Here is a 26047-nt window from a genome sequence, read left to right as displayed (position 1 = left end):
CTTCGTCGTCTCGGCCGTGGGGATAAGTTGCCCGAGCCCGCAGCGGAACGCCCCAAGCGCCGCTGGCCGCATCTGCCGAAATCCGCTATCATGCGCCATGCTCCGCATCACCGAATTGAAGCTGCCCCTCAACCATCCGGAGGAGGCGCTGGCTGCCGCGATCCGCAACCGGCTGCGGATCACGCCGCGCGATCTGGTCCGGTACACCGTGGCGCGGCGGGCGCATGACGCGCGCGACAAGATGGACATCCATTTCGTCTATTCTGTGGACGTTACGGTGAAGAACGAGGCGCCGCTGCTCGCCAAGTTCAAGCGCGACCGCCACGTCAATCCGACGCCCGACACCGGCTATCGCTTCGTCGCCAAGGCGCCCGCCGGTTACGCCGGGCCGCGCCCGATCGTGGTCGGTGCCGGGCCGTGCGGGCTGTTCGCCGGGCTGATCCTCGCGCAGATGGGCTTCCGGCCGATCATCCTCGATCGCGGCAAGGTGGTGCGCGAGCGGACCAAGGACACCTGGGGCCTGTGGCGGCGCAGCGAGCTCAACCCCGAATCGAACGTGCAGTTCGGCGAGGGCGGTGCCGGCACCTTCTCCGACGGCAAATTGTGGAGCCAGATCAAGGACCCGCGCCATCTCGGCCGCAAGGTGCTGACTGAATTCGTCAAGGCCGGGGCGCCGCCCGAGATCCTCACCGAGGCGCATCCGCATATCGGCACGTTCCGCCTCGTCACGATGGTCGAGAGCATGCGTGCGAGCGTCGAGGCGCTGGGCGGCGAATATCGCTTCCAGCATCGCGTCGACGATCTGGAGATCGACACCGATGCGGCGGGCAACCGCCGCGTCGCCGCGCTCCGCCTGCAGACCGGCGAACGGCTGGCGGCCGAGGGGCCGGTGGTGCTCGCGCTCGGCCATAGCGCGCGCGACACCTTCCACGTGCTGCACGAACGCGGCGTGTTCCTCGAAGCCAAGCCGTTCTCGATCGGCGTGCGGATCGAGCATCCGCAAAGCTGGATCGACGAGGCGCGCTTCGGGCCGTGCGCGGGGCATCCCGATCTCGGCGCGGCGGCGTACAGCCTGTCGCACCACTGCAAGAACGGGCGGACGGTCTACAGCTTCTGCATGTGTCCGGGTGGTACGGTGGTCGCCGCGACCTCCGAGCCGGGGCGGGTCGCGACCAACGGTATGAGCCAATATTCGCGCAACGAGCGCAACGCCAATTCGGGGATCGTCGTCGGCATCGATCCGGCGCGCGATTATCCCGGCGATCCGCTCGCCGGCATCGCCTTGCAGCGGCATTGGGAAACGCGCGCGTTCGAAGTCGGCGGCGGCGGCTATATGGCACCGGCGCAGCGACTGGGCGATTTCCTTGCCGGGCGGCCGTCGACCAGATTGGGCAGCGTCATTCCGTCCTATCGGCCGGGCGTGCATCTCACCGATCTCGCCGACTGCCTGCCCGATTTCGCGGTGACCGCGATGCGCGAGGCGCTGGTGGCGTTCGGGCAGCAGATCCCGGGCTACGATCACCCCGATGCGGTGATGACCGGGGTCGAGACGCGGACCTCCTCGCCGGTGCGGATCACGCGGGGGGACGATTTCCAGAGCGTCAACACCGCCGGACTCTATCCGGCGGGCGAGGGGGCTGGTTATGCCGGCGGCATCCTGTCGGCCGCGGTCGACGGCATCAAGATCGCCGAAGCGGTGGCGCGGGACTTGATGGGGATGCGGCCGGCGCTCGCCGACGCGGCTTAGGCCAGATCGACATCCGTGCAATTCCTCCCCTGCAAGGGGGAGGAATTTCAACAGACTGAACGTCGACCGATCCGACGAATTCGCCCGAACCCCTTCAGAACCGGGCAAAAGGGTTTCAGTCCGCAACTGCCTTGTTTGTGCCACCCGCGAGTTCTATACTAAGCGATATGGAAAGCATGACCCTCTCGCTCGCCGATCCGGCACCGCTGCCCCCGAAAGGGCGGCCGCGCGAGTTCTGCACCGATACGGCGCTGGCGGCGGCGCTGCGCGTGTTCTGGAGCAAGGGCTATGAGGGGGCGTCGCTCGCCGACCTGACCGAGGCGATGGGGATCACCCGGCCGAGCCTCTATGCCGCGTTCGGCAACAAGGAAGCGTTGTTCCACAAGGCGCTGGACCTCTACGAGGCGGAGAAGCTCGCTTATACCCGGCAGGCGCTGGAACAGCCGACCGCGCGCGGCGTGGCGGAATGCTTCATGCGCGGCGCGCTGGCGATGCAGACCAGCCAGTGTGGCGATCCCAAGGGCTGCCTGGGCGTGATCAGCGCGATGCCGTGCGGGGCGGAGGCCGATTCGATCAAGGCCGACGTGATCGCGCGCCGCGCCTCGTCGCAGGCGGCGCTGGTCGAGCGGTTCGAGCGCGCCAAGGACGAGGGCGATCTGCCCGCGCATGTCGATGTCACCGGGCTCACCTGCTATCTCTATGCGCTGTTGCAGGGGATGGCAGTGCAGGCCGGATCGGGCGCCAGCCGCGCCGATCTGGAACGGCTGGTCGAGACGAGCCTGGCGATCTGGCCGACGCGCTAGGTCGCGTGCCGCGACGGCTGACGTGGCTGCTGCTGGTGGCCGGGCTGGTCGCGCTGGTGGTCGCGGCCGGCGCGCGCTGGGCGGATGGCGCGGCGCGCGCCGCCGCCGATCGCGAGGCGACGGCGCTGGCACGGACCCACGCCGGGCTGCTCGCCAGCGAATTGCAGAAATTCCGGCTGCTGCCGCTGGTGCTCGCCGAATATCCCGACGTGCCGCGCGCGCTCGCCGGCGGCGATGCGGCGGCGGTCCGCGGCCTCGACGAGACGCTGGAGCTGCTCGCGACGCGCACCGATGCCGCGGTGCTCTATGCGATCGACGCGCGCGGTCGCGCGGTGGCGGCGAGCAACTGGCAATTGCCGACCAGCTTCGTCGGGCAGGATTATACCTTCCGCCGCTATTTCGACGAGGCGATGGCGCGTGGCGCCTCCGAATTGTTCGCGCTGGGCACGGTGAGCGGCCGGCCGGGCCTGTATCTGGCACGGCGGATCGATCGCGGCGGGCGCAAGCTGGGCGTGATCGTCGTCAAGGTCGAGTTCGACCGGCTCGAACGCGAATGGGCGCAATCGGCGGGGGCGACGGTGCTTACCGATGCGCGCGGGCTGGTGCTGATCACCAGCGTGCCGGGCTGGCGCTTCCATCCGACCCGGCCGGTCGATGCCGCGACGCGCGCGGCGCTGCGGCGGTCGCGCCAGTTCGGCGACACGCCGCCGGCGACGCTCGCCTTCGCCGCGAACGGTCGCGATATCCGCGTGCGGCAGGATAAGCGGATGGTGCGCTATCGGCTCGCCGCGGTCGCGGCGCCCCTCGCCGGCAGCCGCGTGCTGCATCTGACGCCGCTGCGCCCGTCGCTCGCCGCGGCGCGCGCGCAGGCGGCGTTATGGGGACTCGGGCTGATCCTGCTGCTCGGGCTGGTGGGCGGTATCGGGCTGCGCGCCGCGAATCGGCGACGATCGCAGGCGCGCGCGCGCGAATCGCTCGAGCGCGAGGTGGTGCGGCGCACCGCCGAATTGCGCGAGGCCAATGCGCGGCTGATCGTCGAATCGCAGGAGCGCGGCGAGGCGGATCGCCGCTTCCGCGCCGCGCGCGAGGAACTGGCGCAGGCCAATCGCCTGGGGTCGCTCGGCCAGATCACCGCAGGCGTCGCGCATGAGATCAACCAGCCGCTCGCCGCGATCCGCACCTTCGCGGAGAATGGCGCGATCCTGCTCGATCGCGGCGCCGCCGACCGGGCGCGCGAGAATCTCGGCCGGATCGTCGACCTGACCGCGCGGATCGCGACGATCACCGGCGAATTGCGCGCCTTCGCCCGCCGCCGCACGCCGTCGCGCGGCGCGCCGACGCTCGGCGCGGCGATCGAGGGGACGCTGCTGCTGATCGGCGAGCGCGCGCGCGGCGTCGTGGTCGATGCGGTCGCCGACGATCTGCGCGCGCGCCGCGTCGTCGCCGACCGCATCCGGCTGGAGCAGATCCTGGTCAACGTGATCGGCAATGCGCTCGACGCGGTGGCGGCGCGCGATCATCGCCGCGTGACCATCGATGCGGTGGTGGAGGAGGATCAGTTGATCGTGCGCATCGCCGACACCGGCCCGGGTATCGACCCGAGCCTCGACGATACGTTGTTCACCCCCTTCGCCTCCGCCAAGCCCGAGGGGCTGGGCCTCGGCCTCGCCATCGCGCGCGATATCGCACGCGAATTCGGCGGCGAGCTGGCGCTGGCGCCGGGCGGGCCGGGCGCGACCTTCCTGCTGACGCTGCGGCTGGCATGAGCGGGCAGACCGTCCTGTTCGTCGAGGATGACGAGGCGCTGCGCTTCGCGACGGTGCAGGCGCTCGAACTGGCCGGGCTGTCGGTGCGCGCGTTCGCCGGGGCGGAGGCGGCGCTCGCCGCATTGCCCGCCGATTTCGACGGTGTGATCGTCTCCGACATCCGCATGCCGCGGATCGACGGGCTGCAATTGCTCGCCCGCGTGCGCGCGCTCGACAGGGATCTGCCGGTGATCCTCGTCACCGGCCATGGCGACGTGCCGATGGCGGTGTCGGCGCTGCGCGACGGCGCGTTCGACTTCCTGACCAAGCCGTTCGCCACCGATCATCTCGTCGCCGCGATCGCCCGCGCGCTGGAGCGGCGCGCGCTGGTGATCGAGAACCGCCGGCTGCGCGCCGCGGTCGAGATGGGCGAGGCGGACAGCCCGCTGGTCGGCGAGAGCGCGGCGATGGTGCGGGTGCGCGCCGCGATCGCGCGGCTGGCGGCGGCGGATCTCGACGTGCTGGTCGAGGGCGAGACGGGGACGGGCAAGGAACTGGCGGCGCTGCTGTTGCACCGGCTGGGACCGCGGCGGGGGCGGCCGTTCGTCGCGGTCGACTGCACCGCGCTGACCGAGGACGGGGGCGCCGCCGATCTGTTCGGCCATGCCGCCGACAGCGTCGCGCATACCCGGCTGTCGCGGGCCGGCGCGATCGCGGCATCGAACGGCGGCACGCTGCTGCTCGACGCGGTCGACGATCTGGCGCCGGCGATGCAGGCGGGGCTGTCGCGCGTCATCGAGGAGCGCGAGGTGCAGCCGATCGGCGCCGAGCGTGCCGAATCGGTCAACCTGCGCGTCGTCGCCACCAGCCGCGGCGATCTGGCGGCGGCGGTGGCGGCGGGGCGGTTCCGCGCCGATCTCTACCACCGGCTGGCGATGACCCGGCTCCACCTGCCGCCGCTACGCGAGCGCGAGCACGACCGGATGCTCCTGTTCGTCGCCTTCGTCGATCAGGCGCGCGAAGCGCTCGCGCGGCCCGATTATGCGATCGGCGAGGCGGAGCGGCATCACGTGCTGGCGCACGGCTGGCCGGGCAACGTGCGCGAGCTGCGCAACTACGCCTTCGCCTGCGTGCTGTCGGCGGACGACGCCCCCGGCGAGGACCGGCAGGACCTGCCGAGCCGGGTCGCCGAATTCGAGACGCGGGTGATCGTCGATGCGTTGCGCGCCAGCGCGGGCAACGTCGTCAAGGCGGTCGAGCTGCTCGGCATCCCGCGCAAGACGCTCTATTACAAGCTCGGCCGCTACGGCATCGATCCCGACGCCTTCCGCCGGCAGTGACGTCAGGCGGCCATGGTTTCCGCCGCCCGGCGCAGCGAATCGATGTCGCGATCGATCGTCGCGGTGAGCGCGTCGACCAGCGGCTGATCGTCCTCTTCGGGCCGCATCATGCCGTGGTGCAGCATGCCCAGCGACATGATGAGGATGACGTCCGCCAGCGCCGACCGGCGGTCCGCCAGCGCCGCGCCGGGGGCCAGCATCTCCAGCGCTTCGAGCATCAACTGCCGTACGTCGCGGTGCGTGGCGTTGAAGATCGACGCGATGCGGACGTTGCGCGCCGCTTCGGCCAGGATCTCGGCGAACAGGCGGGGGTCGCCTTCGTCCTTGTCGGGGGTGACGAGCTGATGGACCCAGGTCACCACTTGCCCGACGTCGCCGTGCTGGATCGCGTGGCGCAGCGTTTCGGCGCCGAGGAACGAGCGGCAGTCGGAATTGACGATCGCCGCGACGATGTCCTCCTTGGCGGAAAAATCGCGGTAGAGCTGGCCGACCGCGACGCCCGATTCGCGCGCGATCTGGGCGATGCCGGTGGCATGGAAGCCGTTTTCGATGAACAGCCTGCGCGCGGCCTCGATCACCCGAAACCGGCGCATTTCCGCATTGTTTCGTTGTGCACCGCAACAAATATTCGAGTCGATCATTCCATCCTCGTCGGCGAGCCTTGACGCCTGTTCATAACTGGTTGTAGCAGGGCGTGAGTGATCGATCACTCACATTCTTACTAGCGGACAATTTGCATGGCGAATATGCGACACGGGGTGGCGGTGCTTGCGTTGGCACTGGCGCTGGCGGCGTGCGGCGGCGGCAACCAGCAGCAGCAACAGCAGGCGCCGCAAGGCCCGCCGCAGGTCGGTTACCTCGTGGTACGTGAACAGCCGGTGACGCTGACCACGGAACTGCCGGGGCGCACCACGGCCTATGAGACGTCGGACGTGCGTCCGCAGGTCAACGGCCTGATCCTGAAGCGCCTGTTCACCGAGGGCGACATGGTCCGCGCCGGACAGCCGCTCTACAGCATCGATTCGGCCCCCTATGAGGCGCAGGTCGCCAGCGCGCGTGCCGCGCTGACCCGCGCCCGGGCCAACATCGCCTCCACCGCCGCGCTCGCGCGCCGGTATGGCGAACTGGTCAAGATCAACGCGATCGCCCGCCAGGAATATGAGAATTCGCAGACCACCGCGCAGCAGGCGCAGGCCGATGTCGCCGCGCAGCAGGCCGCGTTGCGGACCGCGCAGATCGATCTGGCGCGTACGACGATCCGCGCGCCGATCTCCGGCCGTATCGGCCGCTCGCTGTTCACCACCGGCGCGCTCGTCTCCGCCTCGCAGACGCAGGCATTGGCGACGATCCAGCGGCTCGACCCGATCTATGTCGACATCCAGCAGTCGAGCGCCGGCCTGCTCAAGCTGCGCCAGCAGATCATGAGCGGCCAGCTGACCCGCGACGGCAACGCCCGCGTCAAGCTGACGCTGGAGGACGGCACGGCCTATGGCCCGCAGGGGACGCTGCGCTTCGCCGACGTCACCGTCGATCCGACCACCGGCTCGCAGACGATCCGCGCACTCTTCCCCAATCCCAACGGCCTGTTGCTGCCCGGCATGTTCGTCCGCGCCGCGCTGGTCGAGGGCACGCAGGCCAAGGCGCTGCTGGTGCCGCAGCGCGCGGTCAGCCGCGACGAAAAGGGGCAGGCGACGACGATGGTCATCGGCAGCGACGGCAAGGTCCAGCCGCGCACGCTCCAGACCAGCCGCACGATCGGCGATAACTGGCTCGTCACCGGCGGCATCAAGCCGGGCGACAAGGTCATCGTCGAGGGCGGCATGATGCTGCGCCCCGGCATGGCCGTCCAGGGCAAGCCCTGGGACCCCAATGCCAAACCGGCCGCCGCACCGCAGGGTGCCGGCGCGCCCGCAGCACAGGCGAAGTAACCCGTCATGGCCCGCTATTTCATCGACCGGCCGATCTTCGCCTGGGTGATCGCGATCATCCTGATGCTCGCCGGCGTCCTCGCGATCCGCTCGCTGCCGATCGCGCAGTTCCCGGCGATCGCGCCGTCGGCGGTGTCGATCACCGCCACCTATCCGGGTGCCGACGCGACCACGCTCGAAAATACGACGACGCAGATCATCGAGCAGCAGATGAAGGGGATCGACAACCTTCGCTATTTCTCGTCCTCCTCGTCGTCGGCGGGCACCGTCACCGTCACGCTGACCTTCGAACAGGGTACCGACCCCGACGTCGCGCAGGTGCAGGTCCAGAACAAATTGCAGGCGGCGACGCCGCTGTTGCCGCAGGAGGTGCAGCGCCAGGGACTGGTCGTCGCCAAGGCGACGCAGAACTTCCTGATGTTCGTCGGCCTCTATTCGGCGGACGGCAGCCACAGCGACATCGATCTGTCCGACTATGTCGCGTCGAAGCTGCAGGATCCGCTCGCCCGCGTGAACGGCGTCGGCGATACGCAGGTGTTCGGCTCGCAATATGCGATGCGCATCTGGGTCGATCCGATCAAGCTCAACAATTACGCGCTGACGATGACCGACGTGACGTCGGCGATCACCGCGCAGAACGCGCAGGTCTCCGCGGGCCAGATCGGCGCGCAGCCCGCGCCCAAGGAGCAGATGCTCAACGCCACCGTCTCGGTGGAATCGCGCCTCACCTCGCCCGAGCAGTTCGCCGCGATCCGGCTGAAGAGCAACACCGACGGGTCGGTGGTGCGGCTCGGCGACGTCGCGCGCGTCGGGATCGGCGCGGAGAATTACGGCTTCTCGGCGCAGTGGAACGGCAAGCCCGCGTCGGGCATCGGCATCAAGCTGGCGCCGGGCGCCAACGCGCTCGACACCGTCGAGGCGGTGAAGACCCGCGTCAACGCGATCGCCAAGCAATTCCCGCCCGACGTCAAGGTCATCTACCCCTATGACACGTCGCCGTTCGTGCGGCTGTCGGTGGAGCAGGTCGTGCATACGCTGATCGAGGCGGTGATCCTCGTCTTCCTCGTCATGTTCCTGTTCCTCCAGAACTTCCGTGCGACGCTGATCCCGACGATCGCGGTGCCGGTGGTGCTGCTCGGCACGTTCGCGATCCTCGGCGTCGCCGGTTTCTCGATCAACACGCTGACGTTGTTCGGCATGGTGCTCGCCATCGGCCTATTGGTCGACGACGCGATCGTCGTGGTCGAGAACGTCGAACGCCTGATCCAGACCGAGGGGCTGAGCCCCAAGGAGGCGGCGCGCAAGTCGATGGACGAGATCACCGGCGCGCTGATCGGCATCGCGCTGGTGCTGTCGGCGGTGTTCCTGCCGATGGCGTTCTTCGGCGGATCGACGGGCGTCATCTATCGCCAGTTCTCGATCACGATCGTCTCGGCGATGGTGCTGTCGGTGACGGTCGCGCTGATCCTTACCCCGGCGCTGTGCGCGACGATCCTCAAGCCGCACGATCCCGGCAAGGCGGAGGGCAACGGGCCGCTCGCCCGCTTCTTCCGCTGGTTCAACGACAAGTTCGAACGTGGCCAGAACCGCTACGAAAAGGGCGTGCGCAGCACCGCGCGCAGCTGGAAGCGGTCGATGCTCGTCTATCTGCTGATCGTCATCGGCATGGCGGTGCTGTTCGTCCGCCTGCCCACCGGCTTCCTGCCGGAAGAGGATCAGGGGATCATGATCGCGCTGGTGCAGGGGCCTCCGGGCGCCACCACCGCGCGGACGCAGAAGGGTCTCGACGCGATCAAGGACCATTTCCTCAAGAACGAGGGCAGCAACGTCCAGGGCGTCTACACGATCAACGGCTTCAGCTTCGCCGGCCAGGGCCAGAACAGCGGTATCGCGTTCATTCCGTTGCAGGAATGGTCGCATCGCGAGGGCGGCGCCAACAAGGCGCAGGCGATCGCCGGCCGGGCGATGGGCGCCTTGTCGCAGTTCAAGGATGCGCTGATCTTCGCGGTGATCCCGCCGGCGGTGCAGGAATTGGGCAATGCCAGCGGCTTCGATCTGCAATTGGTCGACGAGGCGGGAATCGGTCACGAGAAGCTGCTCGCGGCGCGCAACATGCTGCTCGGCATGGCGTCGCAGGACAAGTCGCTGATCGGCGTGCGCCCCAACGCGCTCGACGACGCGCCGCAGCTCAAGATCGAGGTCGATCAGGACAAGGCACGTGCGCTCGGGCTCGACCTGACCGCGGTCAACAACACGATCTCGACCGCCTGGGGCGGTGCCTATGTCAACGACTTCATCGATCGCGGCCGCGTCAAACGCGTCTATATCCAGGCGGATACCGCCTATCGTCTGAAGCCCGAGGACCTCGGCAACTTCTACGTGCGCAGCGAGACCGGCACGATGGCGCCGTTCACCGCGTTCTCGACGATCGCCTGGGCGCAGGCCCCGGCGCAGCTCACCCGCTATAACGGCCTGCCGTCGATGGAAATCCTCGGCCAGCCGGCACCGGGCGTGTCGTCCGGCGCGGCGATGAAGGCGATCGAGGCGATGCACGCCAAGCTGCCGCCGGGCACCGGGCTCGAATGGACCGGGCTCAGTTACGAGGAACGGTTGTCGGGTGGCCAGGCACCGGCCTTGTACGGCCTGTCGCTGCTGATCGTCTTCCTCTGCCTCGCCGCTTTGTACGAGAGCTGGTCGGTGCCGATCTCGGTCATGCTGGTGGTGCCGTTGGGGATCATCGGCGCGCTGCTCGCGGCGACGCTGACCGGGCTCAACAGCGACATCTATCTGCAGGTCGGCCTGATCACGACGATCGGCGTCTCGGCGAAGAACGCGATCCTGATCGTCGAATTCGCGGAGGAGCGGATCAACGAGGGGATGCGACCCTTCGAGGCGGCGGTGGAGGCGGCCAAATTGCGCCTCCGCCCGATCCTGATGACGTCGCTGGCGTTCATCTTCGGCGTGTTGCCGCTGGCGATCTCGACCGGCGCGGGCGCGGGCGGACAGAATGCGATCGGCCGCGCGGTGGTCGGCGGCATGCTGTCGGCGACGATCCTCGCGATCTTCTTCGTGCCGATGTTCTTCATCGTCGTGCTCCGCCTGTTCGGCCACGACGAACATGGCAAGCGCGGCGAGAAGGACGCGGCGCATGACGATCGTCCCGACGACGACCGGCCGCATGACGACGGCGCACACGGGCCGACGCCCGCGCCGCAGGGAGCCTGAGTGGTGATGACGAGCAAGATCCTCCTCGGCCTGCTGGGCGCGACCGCGCTCGCCGGCTGCAACCTCGCGCCGCATTACGTGCGGCCGGTGGGCGAAGTGCCGGCGGCGTTGCCGCAGGGCGGCGTCTATCCGGCGGCGGCGACCGATGCGCCTGACGTGACCAAGATCGGCTGGCGCGATTTCTTCACCGACGAACGGCTGCGCAACACGATCGCGCTGGGGCTGGAGAACAACCGCGACCTGCGCGTCGCGGCGGCCAACGTGCTCCAGGCGCGCGCGCAATATCGCATCCAGCGCGCCGATCTGGTGCCGTCGACCAGCCTGTCGGCATCGGGCACCTACACCAACAATATCCAGGGTGCGGCGAGCACGCTGGGCGGTGCGGCGAGCGGCGGCACCAGCAGCGGTGGTACGGGCGGCACGGGCGGCACGGGCACGGGTGGCACCGGCGGGACCGGGACGGGGGGCACGGGATCGAATGCGGGCGGCGGCACCGCGGGCGCGATCGGATCGAGCTCGTCGAACTTCGAATTCTACTCGGTCAACGCCGGTTTCTCGGCGTTCGAGCTCGACCTGTTCGGGCGGGTGCGCAACCTCAACCGGGCGGCGCTCGAGCAATATTTCGCGACCGAGGAGGCGCAGCGGTCGACGCGGATCAGCCTGATCGCGGAAATCGCCAACGCGTGGCTGACGCTGGCGTCGGATCAGGACCAGCTCGCCATCTCGCAGCGGTCGCTGGCCTCGTTCGCGCAATCGCTCGAGCTGACGCGTGCGCAATTCCGCATCGGCGTCGCCTCCGAGCTGGAGGCGCGGCAGGCGGAGACGACCTATCAGGGCGCGCGCAACGACATCGCCGTGCTGAAGACGCGGGTGGCGCAGGACAAGAATGCGCTCGACCTGCTCGTCGGCACGCCGGTGGCGACGCCCTTGCTGCCGCAGGGCCTCGGCAACGGCGATGCCGCGCTGCAGGTGCTGCCGGCGGGTCTCGCCTCGGACGTCCTGCTGCGCCGGCCCGACGTGTTGCAGGCGGAGCATCAGCTCATCGCGCAGAACGCCAATATCGGTGCGGCGCGGGCGGCGCTGTTCCCGCGCATCTCGCTGACCGCGACTTTGGGGACGATCAGCTCCGCGCTCAGCGGATTGTTCGCCGGCGGCAGCTTCACCTACACCGGCGCGCCCTCGGTCTCGCTGCCGCTGTTCGACGGCGGCCGCCTGCGCGGCAACGTCGATCTCGCCCGCGCGCAGCAGCAATCGGCCGTCTCGACCTATGAGAAGACGGTGCAGACCGCGTTCCGCGAGGTCGCCGATGCCCTGGCGCAGCGCGGCACGATCGACGAACAGGTCGCGGCGCAGAGCGCGCGCGTCGAGGCGGCGAACGTCGCGCTGCGGATTTCGGACGCGCGCTACCGGGCGGGGGTCGAATCGTTCTTGACCACGCTCGACTCGCAGCGCACCGCCTATGCCGCGCAACAGCAGCTGGTGACGACGCGGTTGAGCCGCGGCAGCAATCTGGTGGAATTGTACCGGTCGCTGGGCGGCGGACTGGACGTGGACGATCCGCAGGTCCGGCCGACCACCGCCGCGAAGTGAGGTGAGGGGGCCTCCCCTGCCGTGAATGCCGCGTCAGTGTTCCCGCGGAAGCGGGAACACCTACGGCGGGTGGCGCCTGGAACGCCTGCCGTCCGCCCGATCGGGAGCAGCAACGTGGCTCGATCGTTGCCGCTCACCGTCAAACCCGATCCTGCTTCTGCGAGACCTCCGTACAAGCCGGCACAAGCCGGCATAATGCACCAAGGCTGTACCCCGGCGGAGGCCGGGGCCCAGTCGGGAGAGCGGTTGTGAGTTACCGCAAACCTTCACCCAACTGGGCCCCGGCCTTCGCCGGGGTACTTAAAGCGCTTCTCAGAACGCTCGCTGCGCCGCGGTGGATCGCTACCCGGCGCGCAAATTGCCGCATACCATCCGCGATCGCGCCCCTTGCCGGCAAACCGTCAGGCCGCGCAGGCCTCTGGAACGCGGATCGGCGCGAGGCTGTCGAGGAACTGGCGGGCGCTCGCGTCCCAGGTGAATTGCGCGGCATAGTCCACGCAGGCGCGCCGGCTCCGCGTCAGCGCCGCCGCGATCGCCGTCTCGAGATCGTCGTCGATCGCGCCGACCTCGGCGTCGAGTACATCCACCGGCCCCGGCGCTGGCAGCGCCGCGACGGGGGTGCCGCAGGCGAGCGCCTCGATCATCACCAGCCCGAACGTGTCGGTGCGGCTCGGAAAGACCAGCACGTCGGCGCTGCGATAGGCGGCGGCGAGCGCCTCGCCGAACCGCGGCCCGAGGAAATGCGCATCGGGATAGCGCGCGGCGAGCGCCGCCCGCGCCGGTCCGTCGCCGACCACCACCTTGGTGCCCGCCACCTGCGTCTCGAGAAACGCCTCGATATTCTTCTCGACCGCGACCCGGCCGACGTAGAGCTGGATCGGTCCGGGCAGCGCGGTGATCGCCGGATCGACCGCACCCTCGGCGGAAAACACGGCGAGATCGACGCCGCGTCCCCATCGGCGCAGCCGGGTGAGGCCATGCGCGCGCAATGCGGCATCGACGGAGGGCGTCGAGGTCAGGATCGCGTCGGCGGGGGCGTGGAACCAGCGGATGTAGCGCCAGATCCATTCCGCGCTGACGCCGGTCCGCGCGGCGACGTAATCGGGGAATTGCGTGTGATAGGCGGTGGTGAAGCGCAGCCCCTTGGCGAGGCACCAGCGCCGCGCCGCGACGCCGAGCGGTCCTTCGGTCGCGATATGGATCGCATCGGCGTCGAAGGCGCGGATCAGCCGGCCGATGCTGCGCCCGCCGGCGAGCGCCAGGCGGATCTCCGGATAGCTCGGGCAGGGCAGGCTGGCGAAGCGCTCGGGCGAGACGACGAGGAGTTCGTGCCCCTGCGCCTCGACTTCGCGTTTGATCGCGCTGAGCGTGCGGACGACGCCATTGACCTGCGGCTGCCAGGCGTCGGTGACGAGCGCGACCCGCATCAGGCGGCGATCGTCCCGGCGCGGGTCGCGGCGCGTTCCGTCGCGACCCGTGCGGCGATCTCGTCGCCCCACAGCAGCAATTCCATCCGGCCGTCGAAATGTTCGACCAAGGCGGTGCAGCCTTCGACCCAATCGCCGTCGTTATAATAAGCGACGTCGCCGATTTGGCGGATCTCGGCGGTGTGGATATGGCCGCAGACGACGCCGTCGACGCCGCGCGATCCCGCCGCATGCGCCACCACTTCCTCGAAGCGCGAGATGAAGGCGACCGCATTCTTGACCTTGGCCTTGGCGTGCTTCGACAGCGACCAATAGGGCATGCCGAGCCGCCGCCGTCCCGCATTGACCCAGCGGTTGAGGACCATGAGCGCGGTATAGGCGCTGTCGCCGACCAGCGAGAGCCAGCGGTGGGCGAGTGTGATCGCGTCGAATTCGTCGCCGTGCAGCACCAGCAGGCGGCGACCGTCGGCGGTGGTGTGGATCGCCTTGCGGCGGATCTTGACGCCGCCGAAGTCCATGCCGGCGAACTGGCGGAACACCTCGTCGTGATTGCCGGGGATATAGGTGACGCGGGTGCCGCGCTTGGCGCGCTTCATCAGCCGCCAGACGACGTCGTTATGCGCCGCGGGCCAGTAGAATTTCTTCTTGAGCCGCCAGCCGTCGATCATGTCGCCGACCAGATACAATTGCTCGCTGTCGACATGGTCGAGGAAGTCGATCAGCATGTCGGCGTTGCAGCCGCGCGTGCCGAGATGGACGTCGGAAATCCAGATGGTGCGGAAGCGCCGCCGGGCGATGTCGGACCGTTCGGCGACGATCGGCCGCTGCGGCAGAAAGGCAAGAACGTCGGCGCTGCTCACATCTTTGGTGGTCATCATCGGCCCCCGGGGACCCGCTGTCCCCGATGCCGACATGCCAGATGGATGTGACGCTGCGATCACGGCAGCGTGACGATCATGTTGCGATCCGGATCGGACCCAAAGCGTCGAAGGGGCCGGTCAGGTGAGCGTCCCGGCGCCGCTTTGCTCGGTTATGGCGGCTTACACCGCCATCGTCGTGCGCAGCACGGTGAGCAGCGCCCAATAGAGGCCTCCGGCGAGCAGCATCGCCGCGGGCAGTGTCATCACCCAGGCGAGCGCCATGTTGCGGATCGTCCGCCATTGCAGCCCGGCGCCGTTCGCCACCGAGGCGCCGGCGACGCCCGAGGACAGGATGTGCGTCGTCGATACCGGCAGGTGACCGAAGCGGTCGGCGAGCAGGATCGTCGCCGCGGTGACCAGCTCGGCCGACATGCCCATGCCGTAGGTGAGATGGGTCTTGCCGATCCGCTCACCGACGGTGACGACGATCCGCCGCCAGCCGACCATCGTGCCGAGCCCCAGCGCGATCGCGACGGTCACCTTCACCCAGAAGGGGATGAAGCGCGTGCCCTTTTCGAGCGCGCCGCTGTAGCTCTTGATGCCTTCGATGTCCTGCGCGGTGAAGCGGCTCTGCGCGCCTTCGTCGGCGACCACCATCTTGCTGGCGTCGAGCACCAGATACATGTCGCCGCGCAGATTGGGCGTCGCCGCGGCGGGCACCTTGTCGAGCGAACCGTAGCTGGCCAGCCGGTCGCCGACGTCGCGCGACAGCGACGACAGCGCGCCGTAGACCGCGGGCGTGTCGATGTGGCGGGTGGCGAGACCCTTCGTCACCGTCGCGCGTGCGGCGTCGATCGAGCGCGGCTCCGGCCCCGGCTGGCGGGCGAAGATCGCCTCGGCCGAGCGTGCCTGCGCGACGAAGGCGGGCATCGCGCTCTGCGGCACCGTACGGTTCAGCGCGTAGGCGGTGGGCGCGCAGCCGATCAGGATCAGCATGATGAGCCCCATGCCCTTCTGCCCGTCGTTGCTGCCGTGCGCGAAGCTGACCGCGGTGCAGGTGAGGATCAGCGTCGCGCGGATGCCGCGCGGCGGCGGCGCGTCGGTCCGCGGTGCGCTGTAGAGTTTGGGATCGCGCATGAAGCGCTTCATCACCAGCAGCAGCACCAGCGCGCCGGCGAAGCCGATCAGCGGACTGAACAACAGGCCGGACAATACCTTCTGCGCCTGGCTCCAATCGACACCCGAGGTGCCGCCGAGCCCGCGCGACAGCAATTGATTGGCAAGGCCGACACCGAGGATCGAGCCGATCAGCGCATGGCTCGACGAATTGGGCAGGCCGACATACCAGGTGGCGAGGTTCCACAGCACCGCGGCGAGCAGCAACGCGAAGATCATCGCGAACCCGCCCGCCGAGCCGATGTGGAGGATCAGTTCGATCGGCAGCAACGTGACGATCGAATAGGCGACCGCGCCCGACGACAGCAGCACGCCGAGGAAGTTGAAGAAGCCCGACCAGACCACCGCGAGCGGCGCCGGCATGGCGTGCGTGTAGATCACCGTCGCCACCGCATTGGCGGTATCGTGGAAGCCGTTGACGAATTCGAACCCGAGCGCGATCAGCAGCGCCAGCGCGAGGAACAGGAAGACGCCGGTCGCCAGCGTCTCGCCGACCTCGGCGGTATCGGAGATGACGCTGCCCCCGGCATAGCCCAGCGCGCCGACGAGGACGGCGAGGAAGATCCATCGCCCCGCCGGGTGCAGATGCGCATCAAGGCGCGGACCGTGCGAGGGGGTGGGTGCGGACGCGGCGGAAACCGTTGTAGCCATGTCGGCGCGGTGCACCGCGGATGTGACGGGTTCGTGACAAATCGACGCAGCGCATAACCGTCGGCGGCGCCGTCGGGCCGCAAAACCGCGCCGTGGATCGCGGCCATCGCCATCGCCGGTGCCTTAACCGGTGAATTCGCTCGGAAAACCAAAGATGGCTTCGGCCCTACATTCGTGTGACGGATTTTGCGTCACGTCGCGTCGTGTGCCGCCTCCGTCTGCATCCTCGTCAGTGTCGCCGCATTCTCGCTTTTCTCGGGGCGGATATAGATCGAGGACAGCGTCGGGACCGCCTCGCGCAACTGATCCTCCATTTCCTCGATGATCGTCTCGCCATCGCCCATCGTGACGGTATCGACGAAATCCGCGCTGACCGCGACGAAGATCGCATCCGGTGCGGTGTGAATCGTGCGGACGTGGTTGACGGCGCTCACCGCCGGATGCGCCGCGACGATGCTGCGGACGGTTTCCACGACGTGCGGATTGGCCCGCTCGCCGATCAGCAGGCCCTTTGCCTCGCGGGCGAGCAGTATCGCGACCAGCCCGAGGATCAGGCCGATCAGGATCGAGGCGACGCCGTCGATGCGCGGATCGGCGAAGGCATGGCTCGCCCAGACGCCGATGCCGGCGATCACCAACCCGGCGAGCGCGGCGGAATCCTCGAACAGCACGATGAACCCGGCCGGGTCCTTGCTCTGGCGGATCGCGCGCCACCAGCCGCTGTCACCCTTGGCCTTGGCGAATTCGCGCATCGCGATGAACCACGATGCGCCCTCCATCGCAAAGGCGATGGCGAGCACGATATAATTGACCAGCGGATCGCGCAGCGGCTCGGGTTCGAGGATATGCAGATAGCCTTCGTAGACCGACACGCCCGCGCCGACCGCGAAGATCAGGATCGCGACGACGAACGCCCAGAAGTATAATTCGCGGCCATAGCCGAAGGGATGGATGGCGTCGGGCTGCCGCTTGGCGCGATGCTGGCCGTAGAGGAGCAGGATCTGGTTGCCGCTGTCGACGCAGCTATGCACGCCCTCGGTCAGCATCGACGAGGAGCCGGTGATGCCGGCGGCGACGAATTTGGCGACGCCGATCCCGAGATTGGCGGCGAGCGCGCCGTATAGAACGATATTCTCGCGAATCCGCGCGGTCAGCCCTTGAGTCATCCCTACTCCCTGTCGGCGATGTCGATACCGCAGAGGAGGGTACGCGCGAACGGGTGATGTGGCTCCCGTCACAGGACAACACGCCATAACGGGAATGGCCGCCGGTGTACGAAACACCGGCGGCCACCTTTCCTCCCCAGGAAACTCTCGACAATTCCGTTAGCTAGAGACGCGACGCGGCGGCAGGGGCGGCGACAGGCAGGCGAGGTCGTCTTGTCCACCGTGCGGACATGTCGCTTCGTCAATGTGTAAGGAATTGACAAAAGGCTCTCCGTACCCGATCCTCGATCGTCTGGAGGGGCGACGATGGCCGAGCGTAAATTGTTTGCCGGCCATGCAGTGCGCCGGCTCCGGCGGCAGGCCGGGCTGACGCAGGCGGCGATGGCCGAGGCTTTGGCGATTTCGTCCAGCTATCTCAACCTCGTCGAGCGCAATCAGCGGCCTCTTTCGGCGACTTTGCTGGTCAAGCTCGCCGAATCCTACGACTTCGATCCGCGCGCGCTTACCGCGGGCGAGCCGGGCGGCGGCGAGGCGGCGATGCGGCGGCGGCTGGCCGACCCGATGTTCGCCGATCTCGAGATCGATCGCAACGAGGTCGGCGAATGGCTTGCCGGCGCGCCCGGTGGCGCCGAAGCGTTCGCGCGCGCCTATGACCGGCTCGGCGCGGGGGGCGGCAGCGGCGTGTCGGACGGCGTCGATCCGGTCGCCGAGGTGCGCCGCGAGATCGAGCGCTGGCGCGGCCATTTCGCCGATCTCGACGGCATCGCGGAGGCGCTGGCGGATGAATTGCGGCTGGGGGCGGGCGACCTTTACGGCGCGATCGCCGAGCGGCTGCGCGTCAAGCATCAGCTCACCATCCGCATCCTGCCGATGGACGTGATGCCCGATCTGTTGCGGCGGCTCGACCTCCACGCCCGCCAGCTCCAGTTGAGCGAGGTGCTCGATCCGGCGTCGCGGACCTTCGCGGCCGCCTATCAACTCGCGCAGATCGAGGCGCGGGCGGAGATCGACGCGCTCGCCAAGGGCGCGGACTTCGCCGATCGCTCCGCCGAGCGGCTGTTCCGCCGCCATCTCGCCAGCTATTTCGCCGCGGCGGTGATGATGCCCTATGCGCGCTTCCTGCGGGCGTGCGAATCGACGGGCTATGATCTGGAGCTGCTTCAGCGCCGGTTCGGGGCGGGGTTCGAGCAGGTCGCGCATCGGCTGACCACCTTGCATCGTGTCGGCGCGCGGGGGCTGCCGTTCTTCCTGATCCGCATCGATCGCGCCGGGCAATGTTCGAAGCGCTTCTCGGGCGCGAGCGCGTCGCCGCTCGCCGAGGCGGAGGGGCGTTGCCCGTTGTGGCGGCTCCATCACGCCTTCGACCGGCCGGGGAGCCTCGCGGTGCAGCTCGTCGAGCTTGAGGATGGCGCGCGCTGGCTGACGATCGCGCGCACGGTGACGCCGCAGCGCCGCCGGTATGGCGGCGTCCTCGCCGAATTTGCGGTCGGGATCGGTGTGGCGGCGGAGCTGGGCGGGGCGCTGGCGGTCGCGAGGGGCGTCGATCTGAAAGGGGATGCGACGCCGATCGGCCTCGGTTGTCGCGCCTGCCACCGCACGGACTGTCCGCAACGTTCGGCGCCACCGGCGGGGCGGGCGCTGCTGATCAACGAGCGCGATCGCGGGGTCTCGGGCTTCACCTTCGCCGGCGATTGATGAAAGCTTGCGTACAAGTCGACATGGAATGAGCCGCTGATTTGACATCGTGACGCGATCTTCACTGCTAATACCACAGTCCTGCGTGTAAATTTGAATACAGCTCTCGCATCGAATCCAAGCGAGGATGTGGACATGACCTACCAGCAGCAGATCGGCACCGCGACCCGCCTTATCGGCGGACAGGCGACCTGGGGCGGGATCGACGCCGAAGCGGTTGCACGCATGCGGCTCCAGAATCGCTTCTGCACCGGGCTCGACATCGCGCGCTACACCGCCGCGATCATGCGCCGCGACATGGCCGCCTATGACGCCGATCCGTCCGCCTACACCCAATCGCTCGGCTGCTGGCACGGCTTCATCGGCCAGCAGAAGATGATCAGCATCAAGAAGCATTTCGGTACCACCGACCGGCGCTATCTCTACCTGTCGGGCTGGATGGTCGCGGCTCTGCGCAGCGAGTTCGGCCCGCTGCCCGACCAGTCGATGCACGAGAAGACCAAGGTGTCGGCGCTGATCGAGGAACTCTACACCTTCCTGCGGCAGGCCGACGCCCGCGAGCTCAGCCTGTTGTTCCGCGACCTCGATAAGGCGCGCGCCGCCGGCAACGCGGTCGAGGCGCAGCGGCTGACGCAGGCGATCGACGGACACCAGACGCATGTCGTGCCGATCATCGCCGATATCGACGCCGGCTTCGGCAATGCCGAGGCGACCTATCTGCTCGCCAAGACGATGATCGAAGCGGGCGCCTGCGCGCTCCAGATCGAGAACCAGGTCAGCGACGAGAAGCAATGCGGGCATCAGGACGGCAAGGTCACCGTGCCGCACGAGGACTTCCTCGCGAAGGTGCGCGCCTGCCGCTACGCCTTCCTCGAACTCGGCGTCGACGACGGGATCATCGTCACCCGCACCGATTCGCTCGGTGCCGGGCTGACCAAGCAGATCGCCTATTCGAAGGCGCCCGGCGATCTCGGCGACCAATATAACGGCTTCCTCGATTGCGAAGAGGTCGATGTCGCCCAGGTCGGCAACGGCGACGTGGTCATCAGCCGCGACGGCAAATTGCTGCGGCCGAAGCGGCTGCCGTCCAACCTGTTCCAGTTCCGCGAGGGGACGGGGGCGGACCGCTGCGTGCTCGATTGCATCACCAGCTTGCAGAACGGCGCCGACCTGTTGTGGATCGAGACCGAGAAGCCGCATATCGAGCAGATCGCGTCGATGGTCGACCGCATCCGCGCGGTCGTCCCCGATGCCAAGCTCGTCTACAACAACAGCCCGAGCTTCAACTGGACGCTCAACTTCCGCCAGCAGGTCTACGATGCCTGGGGGGAGGCGGGGCGCGACGTGTCGGGCTACGATCGCGCGCGGCTGATGTCGGTCGATTACGACGCCACCGACCTCGGCGCCGAGGCGGACGAGCGCATCCGTACCTTCCAGCGGGATGCGGCGGCGCGGGCGGGGATCTTCCACCACCTCATCACGCTGCCGACCTATCATACCGCGGCGCTGTCGACCGATGCGCTCGCCCGGACGTATTTCGGCGAGGCGGGGATGCTCGGCTACGTCGAGGGCGTCCAGCGCCGGGAGATCCGTGAAGGCATCGCCTGCGTGAAGCACCAGAACATGTCCGGCTCCGACATCGGCGACGATCACAAGGACTATTTCGCCGGCGAGGCCGCGCTCAAGGCCGGCGGAGCGCACAATACGATGAACCAGTTCGCGGCATGACGTCCCCGCATGTTGGACGACGTGGACAACATGGACACCTTAATGGAAACGATCGCCTCCCGATCGTTTCCACTTCTTGTATGATGAGAAAGAGCCGGAGCCGGATGTATCAGGACCGCCGGATGTAGGACAGCCTCGGCGCCCGGCTTGCGCAAGTGTGTCAGGCGCCGGCGTTGGTCAGGCGTTCGAGTTGATCCTTGCTGAGCTCCAGTTCCATCGCCGGGAGCAGGTCTTCCAACTGCGCCACCTTAGTCGCGCTGGCGATCGGTGCGGTGACGCCCGGCTGCGCGATCAGCCATGCCAGGGCGATCTGCGCGTGGCTGGCGCCGGTCTCCTCCGCAATGCCGTCCATCGCCGCGAGGACGTCGGCGCCCTTGCCGTCGAGCAGCTCGGTCATGCGGCCACCGCGGACGCTCTGGCCGAGGTCGTCCTTGCTGCGGTATTTGCCGGTGAGGAAGCCGGAGGCGAGGCCGTAATAAGGCAGGACGCCGATGTTTTCGGTGACGCAATAATCCTGCAACTCGCCCTCGAACTTGTGGCGGCTGACGAGGTTATATTCGGGCTGGAGCACGTGATAGCGCGGCAGATCGTGCGCCTTGGCGGCGTCGATCGCCGACTTCAGCCGGGCGGCATGGTAGTTGGAGGCGCCGATGACGCGGACCTTGCCGGCGTCGACCAGCCTGCCGAAGGCTTCGAGTACCGCCTCCTGCGGCACGCCTTCATCGTCCTGATGCGCGTAATAGAGGTCGATGCGGTCGCTGCCGAGTCGCTTGAGCGAGGCTTCGGCGGCGGCGGCGATGCGGGCGGGGGCGAGCTTCTCGCCACCTTCGCCGGGAAGCATGCCGACCTTGGTCGCGATCAGCACCGAATCGCGCTTGCCGCTCGCCTTCAGCCATTCGCCGATCATCGTCTCCGACTCGCCGCCTTGATGGCCGTCGACCCAGGCCGAATAGACGTCGGCGGTGTCGATCATCGTGCCGCCGCCGGCGACGAAGGCGTCGAGCACGGCGAAGCTCGCGGCACGGTCGGCGGTCCAGCCGAAGACGTTGCCGCCGAGGACGAGCGGGGCGATGCGGAGATCGGTCGAGCCTAAGCGGCGCAGGGTCATGGCTGGGCGTCCGTGTCGTTGGAGGTGACGGCGTCGAGGTCGATGCTGTTGGCGTCGAGCATCGCGGCGGCGTCGTTGAGCTGGGCGGCTTCGTCAGCGCTGACCGCGCCGGGATCGTCGCCACCGCCGCGCGAACAGGCGGCGAGCAGCGCCAAGGGGAGGACGGCCGCCGCCAGCAGGCGCGGCCGGCGATCGTCCCCCCGCGGCATCAGTTCTTCAGCGAGCGGCCGGCCCGCTCGAGCGCATTGCCGGTGGCGTCGGCGGCGCGGTCGGCACCGTTGCTGATCGCATCGCCGGCGCGGTCGAGGTGATCGTCGGCATGGGCGGCGGCGTTGTCGAGATGGTCGCCGGCATTGTCGATGTGGCGCTCGGCCGAGCCGAAGGCGCGGTCGGTGGCGGCGTCGACGTCGCTGACCGCATTGCGGGTCGTCGCCTCGGTGTCGGCGGCGATCGAGTTGGCGGCTTCCGCGGTCTCGTTCTGCGAGTTCTGGCTGCACGCGGCGAGGCCGATTGCCCCAAGAAGCATGGGCGGGGCGGCGAGGATCAGCAGGCGCTTCATCGATAATCTCCCGGTAAGTTCACTAACCTCGCGCAAACGCGGGTCGCGCGCTTCGGGTCCGCGTTGACCGCATATAAAGATATCTTTATATGTTGATGCGACATGACCCTCGCGCTCGATATCTTCCGTGCCTTAGCCGACGCCACGCGGCTGCGCATCTTCTCGCTGCTACGCACGATGGAGCTGTCGGTGGGCGAGCTGGCGCAGGTGCTGGGGCAGAGCCAGCCGCGGGTCAGCCGGCACGTCAAGATCCTCTGCGACGCCGGCCTAGCCGAACGCCGCAAGGAGAGCAGCTGGGTGTTCGTCGCGCTCGGTCGCGCCGCGGCGACCGGGCCGGTCGCGGTGGCGATCGACCAGTGGCAGAAGAGCGAGCCCGATCATTGGGCGGTCGCCGACGCCGCGCGGCTCGCCGCGGTGCGCGCCGATCGCGCGGCGAGCGCGGCGCAATGGTTCGAAGGCCATGCGGACGAATGGGATGCGATCCGCTCGCTCCATATCGCCGAGAGCGAGGTCGAGGCGGCGATGGCGCAGGTGCTGGGCGACGGCCCGCTCGGCAGCCTGATCGACATCGGCACCGGTACCGGGCGGATGCTCGAATTGTTCGGCGACCAGGCGGAGAGCGCGCTCGGCATCGACCGGTCGTCTGAGATGCTGCGGCTGGCACGTGCCAAATTGCACGACCGTGCCAATACGGAGTTGCGCCAGGCGGACCTGTACGCGCTGCCGATGGCGGACGGCGCGGCGGATGTCGCGATCCTGCACCACGTGCTGCATTTCGCGCAGCAGCCCGGCGCGGCGATCGCCGAGGCGGCGCGCGTGCTGGGGCAGGGCGGGCGGCTGCTGATCGTCGACTTCGCGCCGCACGATCGCGAGGATTTGCGGACGCGCGACGCGCATACCCGGCTGGGCTTCGCCGACGACCAGATCGCGGGCTGGTTCGGCAATGCCGGGCTCGCGCTCGCACGGACCGAGACGCTGAAGGGCGGCGAACTGACTGTGACATTGTGGCTCGGACGCAAATCGGGTGCGAGCCTGCGTGAGGTGCCTATGACGAAGGTCGGGAAAAAGGTTGGGGCGGCATGACGATTTCGGTGAACCAGCTCGAAGAGGCGCAGATCGCGCTGAAGGCGCCGCTGTATGCGGACGTGGCGGGGGATATCGACGTTTCGTTCGAATTCTTCCCGCCGAAGAACGAGAAGATGGAGGAGCAGCTCTGGGATGCGGTGCGGACGCTGGAGCCGCTCGGCCCGAGCTTCGTCTCGGTGACCTATGGCGCGGGCGGCTCGACGCGCGAGCGGACGCACGCGACGGTGGCGCGCATCCAGCGCGAGACGAGCCTCGCGGCGGCGGCGCATCTGACCTGCGTCGAGGCGACCAAGGCGGAGATCGATTCTGTCGCAGAGGAATATTGGGCGGCGGGCGTGCGCCACATCGTCGCGCTGCGTGGCGATCCGCCCGCGGCCGGTGCCAAATTCGCCAGCCATCCGGGCGGCTATGAGAATGCGGCGGCCTTGGTCGCAGGGCTCAAGCGTCTGCACCCGTTCGAGATTTCGGTGGCGGCCTATCCCGAGCGCCACCCGGATTCGCCCGACATGGCGGCGGACATCGACAATCTGAAGGCGAAGTTCGACGCCGGCGCGACCCGCGCGATCACGCAATTCTTCCACGAACCCGAAACCTTCTTCCGCTATCGCGACAGGCTCGCGGCGGCGGGGATCGATGCCGAGATCGTGCCGGGAATCATGCCGGTGACCAATTTCGCCAGCGTCGTGCGGATGAGCAAGATGTGCGGCACCGAGGTGCCGGCGTGGATGGCGCGGCTGTTCGACGGGCTGGAGGATCATCCGGCTTCGCGGCAGTTGATCGCGGCGACGCTGGCGGCGGAACTCAGCCGCAAATTGTACGCCGGCGGGGTGAAGTCGCTGCATTTCTATACGCTCAACCGGGCGGAACTGGCGTTCGCGATCTGCCACCTGCTGGGGGTGCGATCGAAGCCGGTGGCGAACGTGGCGGCGGCGTGAACAATTCCTCCCCCGCACGGGGAGGGGACCAGCCGCAGGCTGGTGGAGGGGGCTCTCCACCGGCGACACCGTTTGTGGAGAGCCCCCTCCACCCCTCGGCTACCGCCGAGCGGTCCCCCTCCCCGTGCCGGGGCGGAATTGGAAGTGACATGACCATACGCGACACATTCCTCGGCGAAGCCGCCAAGCGTATCCTGATCACCGACGGGGCGTTCGGGACCGAGATCCAGAATTGGAAGCTGTCCGAGGCGGATTATGCCGGCACGCTCGGGCTCACCCACGACCAGAAGGGCAATAACGACATCCTCGCGCTGACCAAGCCCGAGGTGCCGGAGTCGATCCACCGCGCATATTTCGCGGCCGGGGCGGATATCGCCGAGACCAACACCTTCTCCGCCAACCGGATCAGCCAGGCCGATTACGGCGCCGAGCATCTGGTCCGCGAGATCAACGTCGAGAGCGCGAGGATGGCGCGGCGGGTCGCCGATGAATTCCAGGCGAAGGATGGGCGCCCGCGCTTCGTCGCCGGGGCGATCGGGCCGACCAACAAGACGCTGTCGCTGTCCCCCGACGTCAACGATCCCGGCTATCGCGAAATCGACTTCGACTATCTGAAGGACGTGTATCGCGAGCAGATCGATGCCCTGGTCGAGGGCGGCGCCGACTTCATCCTGATCGAGACGGTGTTCGACACGCTCAACGCCAAGGCGGGGATCATGGCGGCGCTGGAGGCGGGCGACGCGCTGGGGCGCGACCTGCCGATCATGATGTCGATGACGCTGACCGACCTGTCGGGACGCAACCTGTCGGGCCATACCGTCGAGGCGTTCTGGCATGCGGTGCGCCATGCGCGGCCGTTGACGATCGGGCTCAATTGCTCGTTCGGCGCGGAGCAGTTGCGGCCGCATGTGAAGACGCTGAGCGAGATCTGCGACACGCTGATCATGATCTATCCCAATGCCGGCCTGCCCAACGAACTGGGCGCCTATGACGAACAGCCGGCGACCACCGCTGGGCTGGTCGGCGAATGGGCGAAGGCGGGGCAGGTCAACGTGCTCGGCGGCTGCTGCGGTTCGACGCCGGCGCATATCGCGGCGATCGCCGAGATGGCGCAGGGCGTGACGCCGCGGCCGGTGCCGGTGGCGCCGGTGCGGACGCGGCTGGCGGGACTCGAGCCGTTCACGATGGCGGCATAAAAAGCTCCTCCCCGGAACGGGGAGGGGGACCAGCCGCAGGCTGGTGGAGGGGGCTCTCCACGAACGACAGCGCTGGTGGAGA

Annotated in this window: 20 protein-coding genes; 12 read left to right on the top strand and 8 right to left on the bottom strand. The window is 68.3% G+C overall.

Annotation, left to right across the window (positions count from 1 at the left end; all coding sequences use genetic code 11):
• Positions 1-97 precede the first annotated feature (97 nt).
• The 4 genes from SFC76_RS14300 to SFC76_RS14285 all read left to right on the top strand — a co-directional run bounded on the left by SFC76_RS14300 (position 98) and on the right by SFC76_RS14285 (position 5635).
• Positions 98-1747 carry an NAD(P)/FAD-dependent oxidoreductase gene (locus SFC76_RS14300; RefSeq protein ID WP_322850110.1) on the top strand — a complete coding sequence of 550 codons (1650 nt, stop codon included), beginning with the start codon at positions 98-100 and terminating at the stop codon, positions 1745-1747.
• Positions 1748-1923: 176 nt separating this feature from the next.
• Entirely contained in the window at positions 1924-2550 is a 627-nt protein-coding gene (locus SFC76_RS14295; protein WP_322850276.1) for a TetR/AcrR family transcriptional regulator, read from the top strand.
• Between the two features lie 5 nt (positions 2551-2555).
• Complete coding sequence (locus SFC76_RS14290; protein ID WP_322850109.1) at positions 2556-4316, top strand: sensor histidine kinase; 1761 nt, start codon at positions 2556-2558, stop codon at positions 4314-4316.
• Complete coding sequence (locus SFC76_RS14285) at positions 4313-5635, top strand: sigma-54 dependent transcriptional regulator (RefSeq protein WP_322850108.1); 1323 nt, start codon at positions 4313-4315, stop codon at positions 5633-5635. The genes SFC76_RS14290 and SFC76_RS14285 overlap by 4 nt, the downstream gene beginning before the upstream one ends.
• Before the next feature lie 2 nt (positions 5636-5637).
• On the opposite strand, the gene SFC76_RS14280 is transcribed toward SFC76_RS14285, so the two are convergent.
• Complete coding sequence (locus SFC76_RS14280) at positions 5638-6228, bottom strand: helix-turn-helix domain-containing protein (RefSeq protein ID WP_322850107.1); 591 nt, start codon at positions 6226-6228, stop codon at positions 5638-5640.
• Between the two features lie 144 nt (positions 6229-6372).
• On the opposite strand from SFC76_RS14280, the gene SFC76_RS14275 reads away from it, so the two are divergent.
• The 3 genes from SFC76_RS14275 to SFC76_RS14265 are packed head-to-tail and all read left to right on the top strand — an operon-like array spanning position 6373 to position 12378.
• Positions 6373-7563 (top strand): efflux RND transporter periplasmic adaptor subunit, encoded by a 1191-nt coding sequence (locus tag SFC76_RS14275; RefSeq protein WP_322850106.1) that lies wholly within the window; start codon positions 6373-6375, stop codon positions 7561-7563.
• Positions 7564-7569: 6 nt separating this feature from the next.
• Positions 7570-10788, top strand: coding sequence for an efflux RND transporter permease subunit (locus SFC76_RS14270; RefSeq protein ID WP_322850105.1), 3219 nt, complete (start codon positions 7570-7572; stop codon positions 10786-10788).
• Positions 10789-10794: 6 nt separating this feature from the next.
• Positions 10795-12378: an efflux transporter outer membrane subunit gene (locus tag SFC76_RS14265; RefSeq protein ID WP_322850104.1), complete on the top strand. Its 1584-nt coding sequence runs from the start codon at positions 10795-10797 to the stop codon at positions 12376-12378.
• 401 nt (positions 12379-12779) lie between these two features.
• Here SFC76_RS14265 and SFC76_RS14260 read toward each other — a convergent pair whose 3' ends face one another.
• The 4 genes from SFC76_RS14260 to SFC76_RS14245 all read right to left on the bottom strand — a co-directional run bounded on the left by SFC76_RS14260 (position 12780) and on the right by SFC76_RS14245 (position 17658).
• Positions 12780-13805: a glycosyltransferase family 1 protein gene (locus SFC76_RS14260; RefSeq protein ID WP_322850103.1), complete on the bottom strand. Its 1026-nt coding sequence runs from the start codon at positions 13803-13805 to the stop codon at positions 12780-12782.
• Positions 13805-14680 carry a UDP-2,3-diacylglucosamine diphosphatase gene (locus SFC76_RS14255; RefSeq protein WP_322850102.1) on the bottom strand — a complete coding sequence of 292 codons (876 nt, stop codon included), beginning with the start codon at positions 14678-14680 and terminating at the stop codon, positions 13805-13807. Before SFC76_RS14255 ends, SFC76_RS14260 begins: the two co-directional genes overlap by 1 nt.
• Positions 14681-14845: 165 nt before the next feature.
• Positions 14846-16492 (bottom strand): inorganic phosphate transporter, encoded by a 1647-nt coding sequence (locus tag SFC76_RS14250; RefSeq protein ID WP_322850101.1) that lies wholly within the window; start codon positions 16490-16492, stop codon positions 14846-14848.
• Positions 16493-16683: 191 nt separating this feature from the next.
• On the bottom strand, positions 16684-17658 hold the full coding sequence (locus tag SFC76_RS14245; protein ID WP_322850100.1) for a cation diffusion facilitator family transporter: 975 nt from the start codon (positions 17656-17658) through the stop codon (positions 16684-16686).
• 306 nt (positions 17659-17964) lie between these two features.
• On the opposite strand from SFC76_RS14245, the gene SFC76_RS14240 reads away from it, so the two are divergent.
• Both SFC76_RS14240 and SFC76_RS14235 read left to right on the top strand, forming a co-directional pair.
• On the top strand, positions 17965-19353 hold the full coding sequence (locus SFC76_RS14240; RefSeq protein WP_322850099.1) for a helix-turn-helix domain-containing protein: 1389 nt from the start codon (positions 17965-17967) through the stop codon (positions 19351-19353).
• 135 nt (positions 19354-19488) lie between these two features.
• Positions 19489-21081, top strand: coding sequence for an isocitrate lyase (locus tag SFC76_RS14235; RefSeq protein WP_322850098.1), 1593 nt, complete (start codon positions 19489-19491; stop codon positions 21079-21081).
• Positions 21082-21241: 160 nt separating this feature from the next.
• On the opposite strand, the gene SFC76_RS14230 is transcribed toward SFC76_RS14235, so the two are convergent.
• The 3 genes from SFC76_RS14230 to SFC76_RS14220 are packed head-to-tail and all read right to left on the bottom strand — an operon-like array spanning position 21242 to position 22748.
• Positions 21242-22189: an aldo/keto reductase gene (locus SFC76_RS14230; protein WP_322850097.1), complete on the bottom strand. Its 948-nt coding sequence runs from the start codon at positions 22187-22189 to the stop codon at positions 21242-21244.
• Positions 22186-22398, bottom strand: a complete 213-nt coding sequence (locus tag SFC76_RS14225; protein ID WP_322850096.1) for a hypothetical protein — start codon at positions 22396-22398, stop codon at positions 22186-22188. The genes SFC76_RS14230 and SFC76_RS14225 overlap by 4 nt, the downstream gene beginning before the upstream one ends.
• On the bottom strand, positions 22398-22748 hold the full coding sequence (locus tag SFC76_RS14220) for a hypothetical protein (protein WP_322850095.1): 351 nt from the start codon (positions 22746-22748) through the stop codon (positions 22398-22400). The genes SFC76_RS14225 and SFC76_RS14220 overlap by 1 nt, the downstream gene beginning before the upstream one ends.
• Before the next feature lie 102 nt (positions 22749-22850).
• On the opposite strand from SFC76_RS14220, the gene SFC76_RS14215 reads away from it, so the two are divergent.
• From SFC76_RS14215 to SFC76_RS14205, 3 genes are all read left to right on the top strand, one after another.
• Positions 22851-23831 (top strand): metalloregulator ArsR/SmtB family transcription factor, encoded by a 981-nt coding sequence (locus tag SFC76_RS14215; protein ID WP_322850094.1) that lies wholly within the window; start codon positions 22851-22853, stop codon positions 23829-23831.
• Positions 23828-24769, top strand: a complete 942-nt coding sequence (gene metF, locus SFC76_RS14210) for a methylenetetrahydrofolate reductase [NAD(P)H] (RefSeq protein ID WP_322850093.1) — start codon at positions 23828-23830, stop codon at positions 24767-24769. The genes SFC76_RS14215 and metF overlap by 4 nt, the downstream gene beginning before the upstream one ends.
• Positions 24770-24918: 149 nt before the next feature.
• Positions 24919-25965: a homocysteine S-methyltransferase family protein gene (locus SFC76_RS14205; protein ID WP_322850092.1), complete on the top strand. Its 1047-nt coding sequence runs from the start codon at positions 24919-24921 to the stop codon at positions 25963-25965.
• Positions 25966-26047: the final 82 nt, after the last annotated feature.

It is taken from the genome of Sphingomonas sp. CD22, from assembly GCF_034556155.1.
GTDB lineage: Bacteria > Pseudomonadota > Alphaproteobacteria > Sphingomonadales > Sphingomonadaceae > Sphingomonas.
The sequence above is the reverse complement of the archived record's forward strand: the minus strand, read 5'-3'. Positions and strand labels throughout refer to the sequence as shown.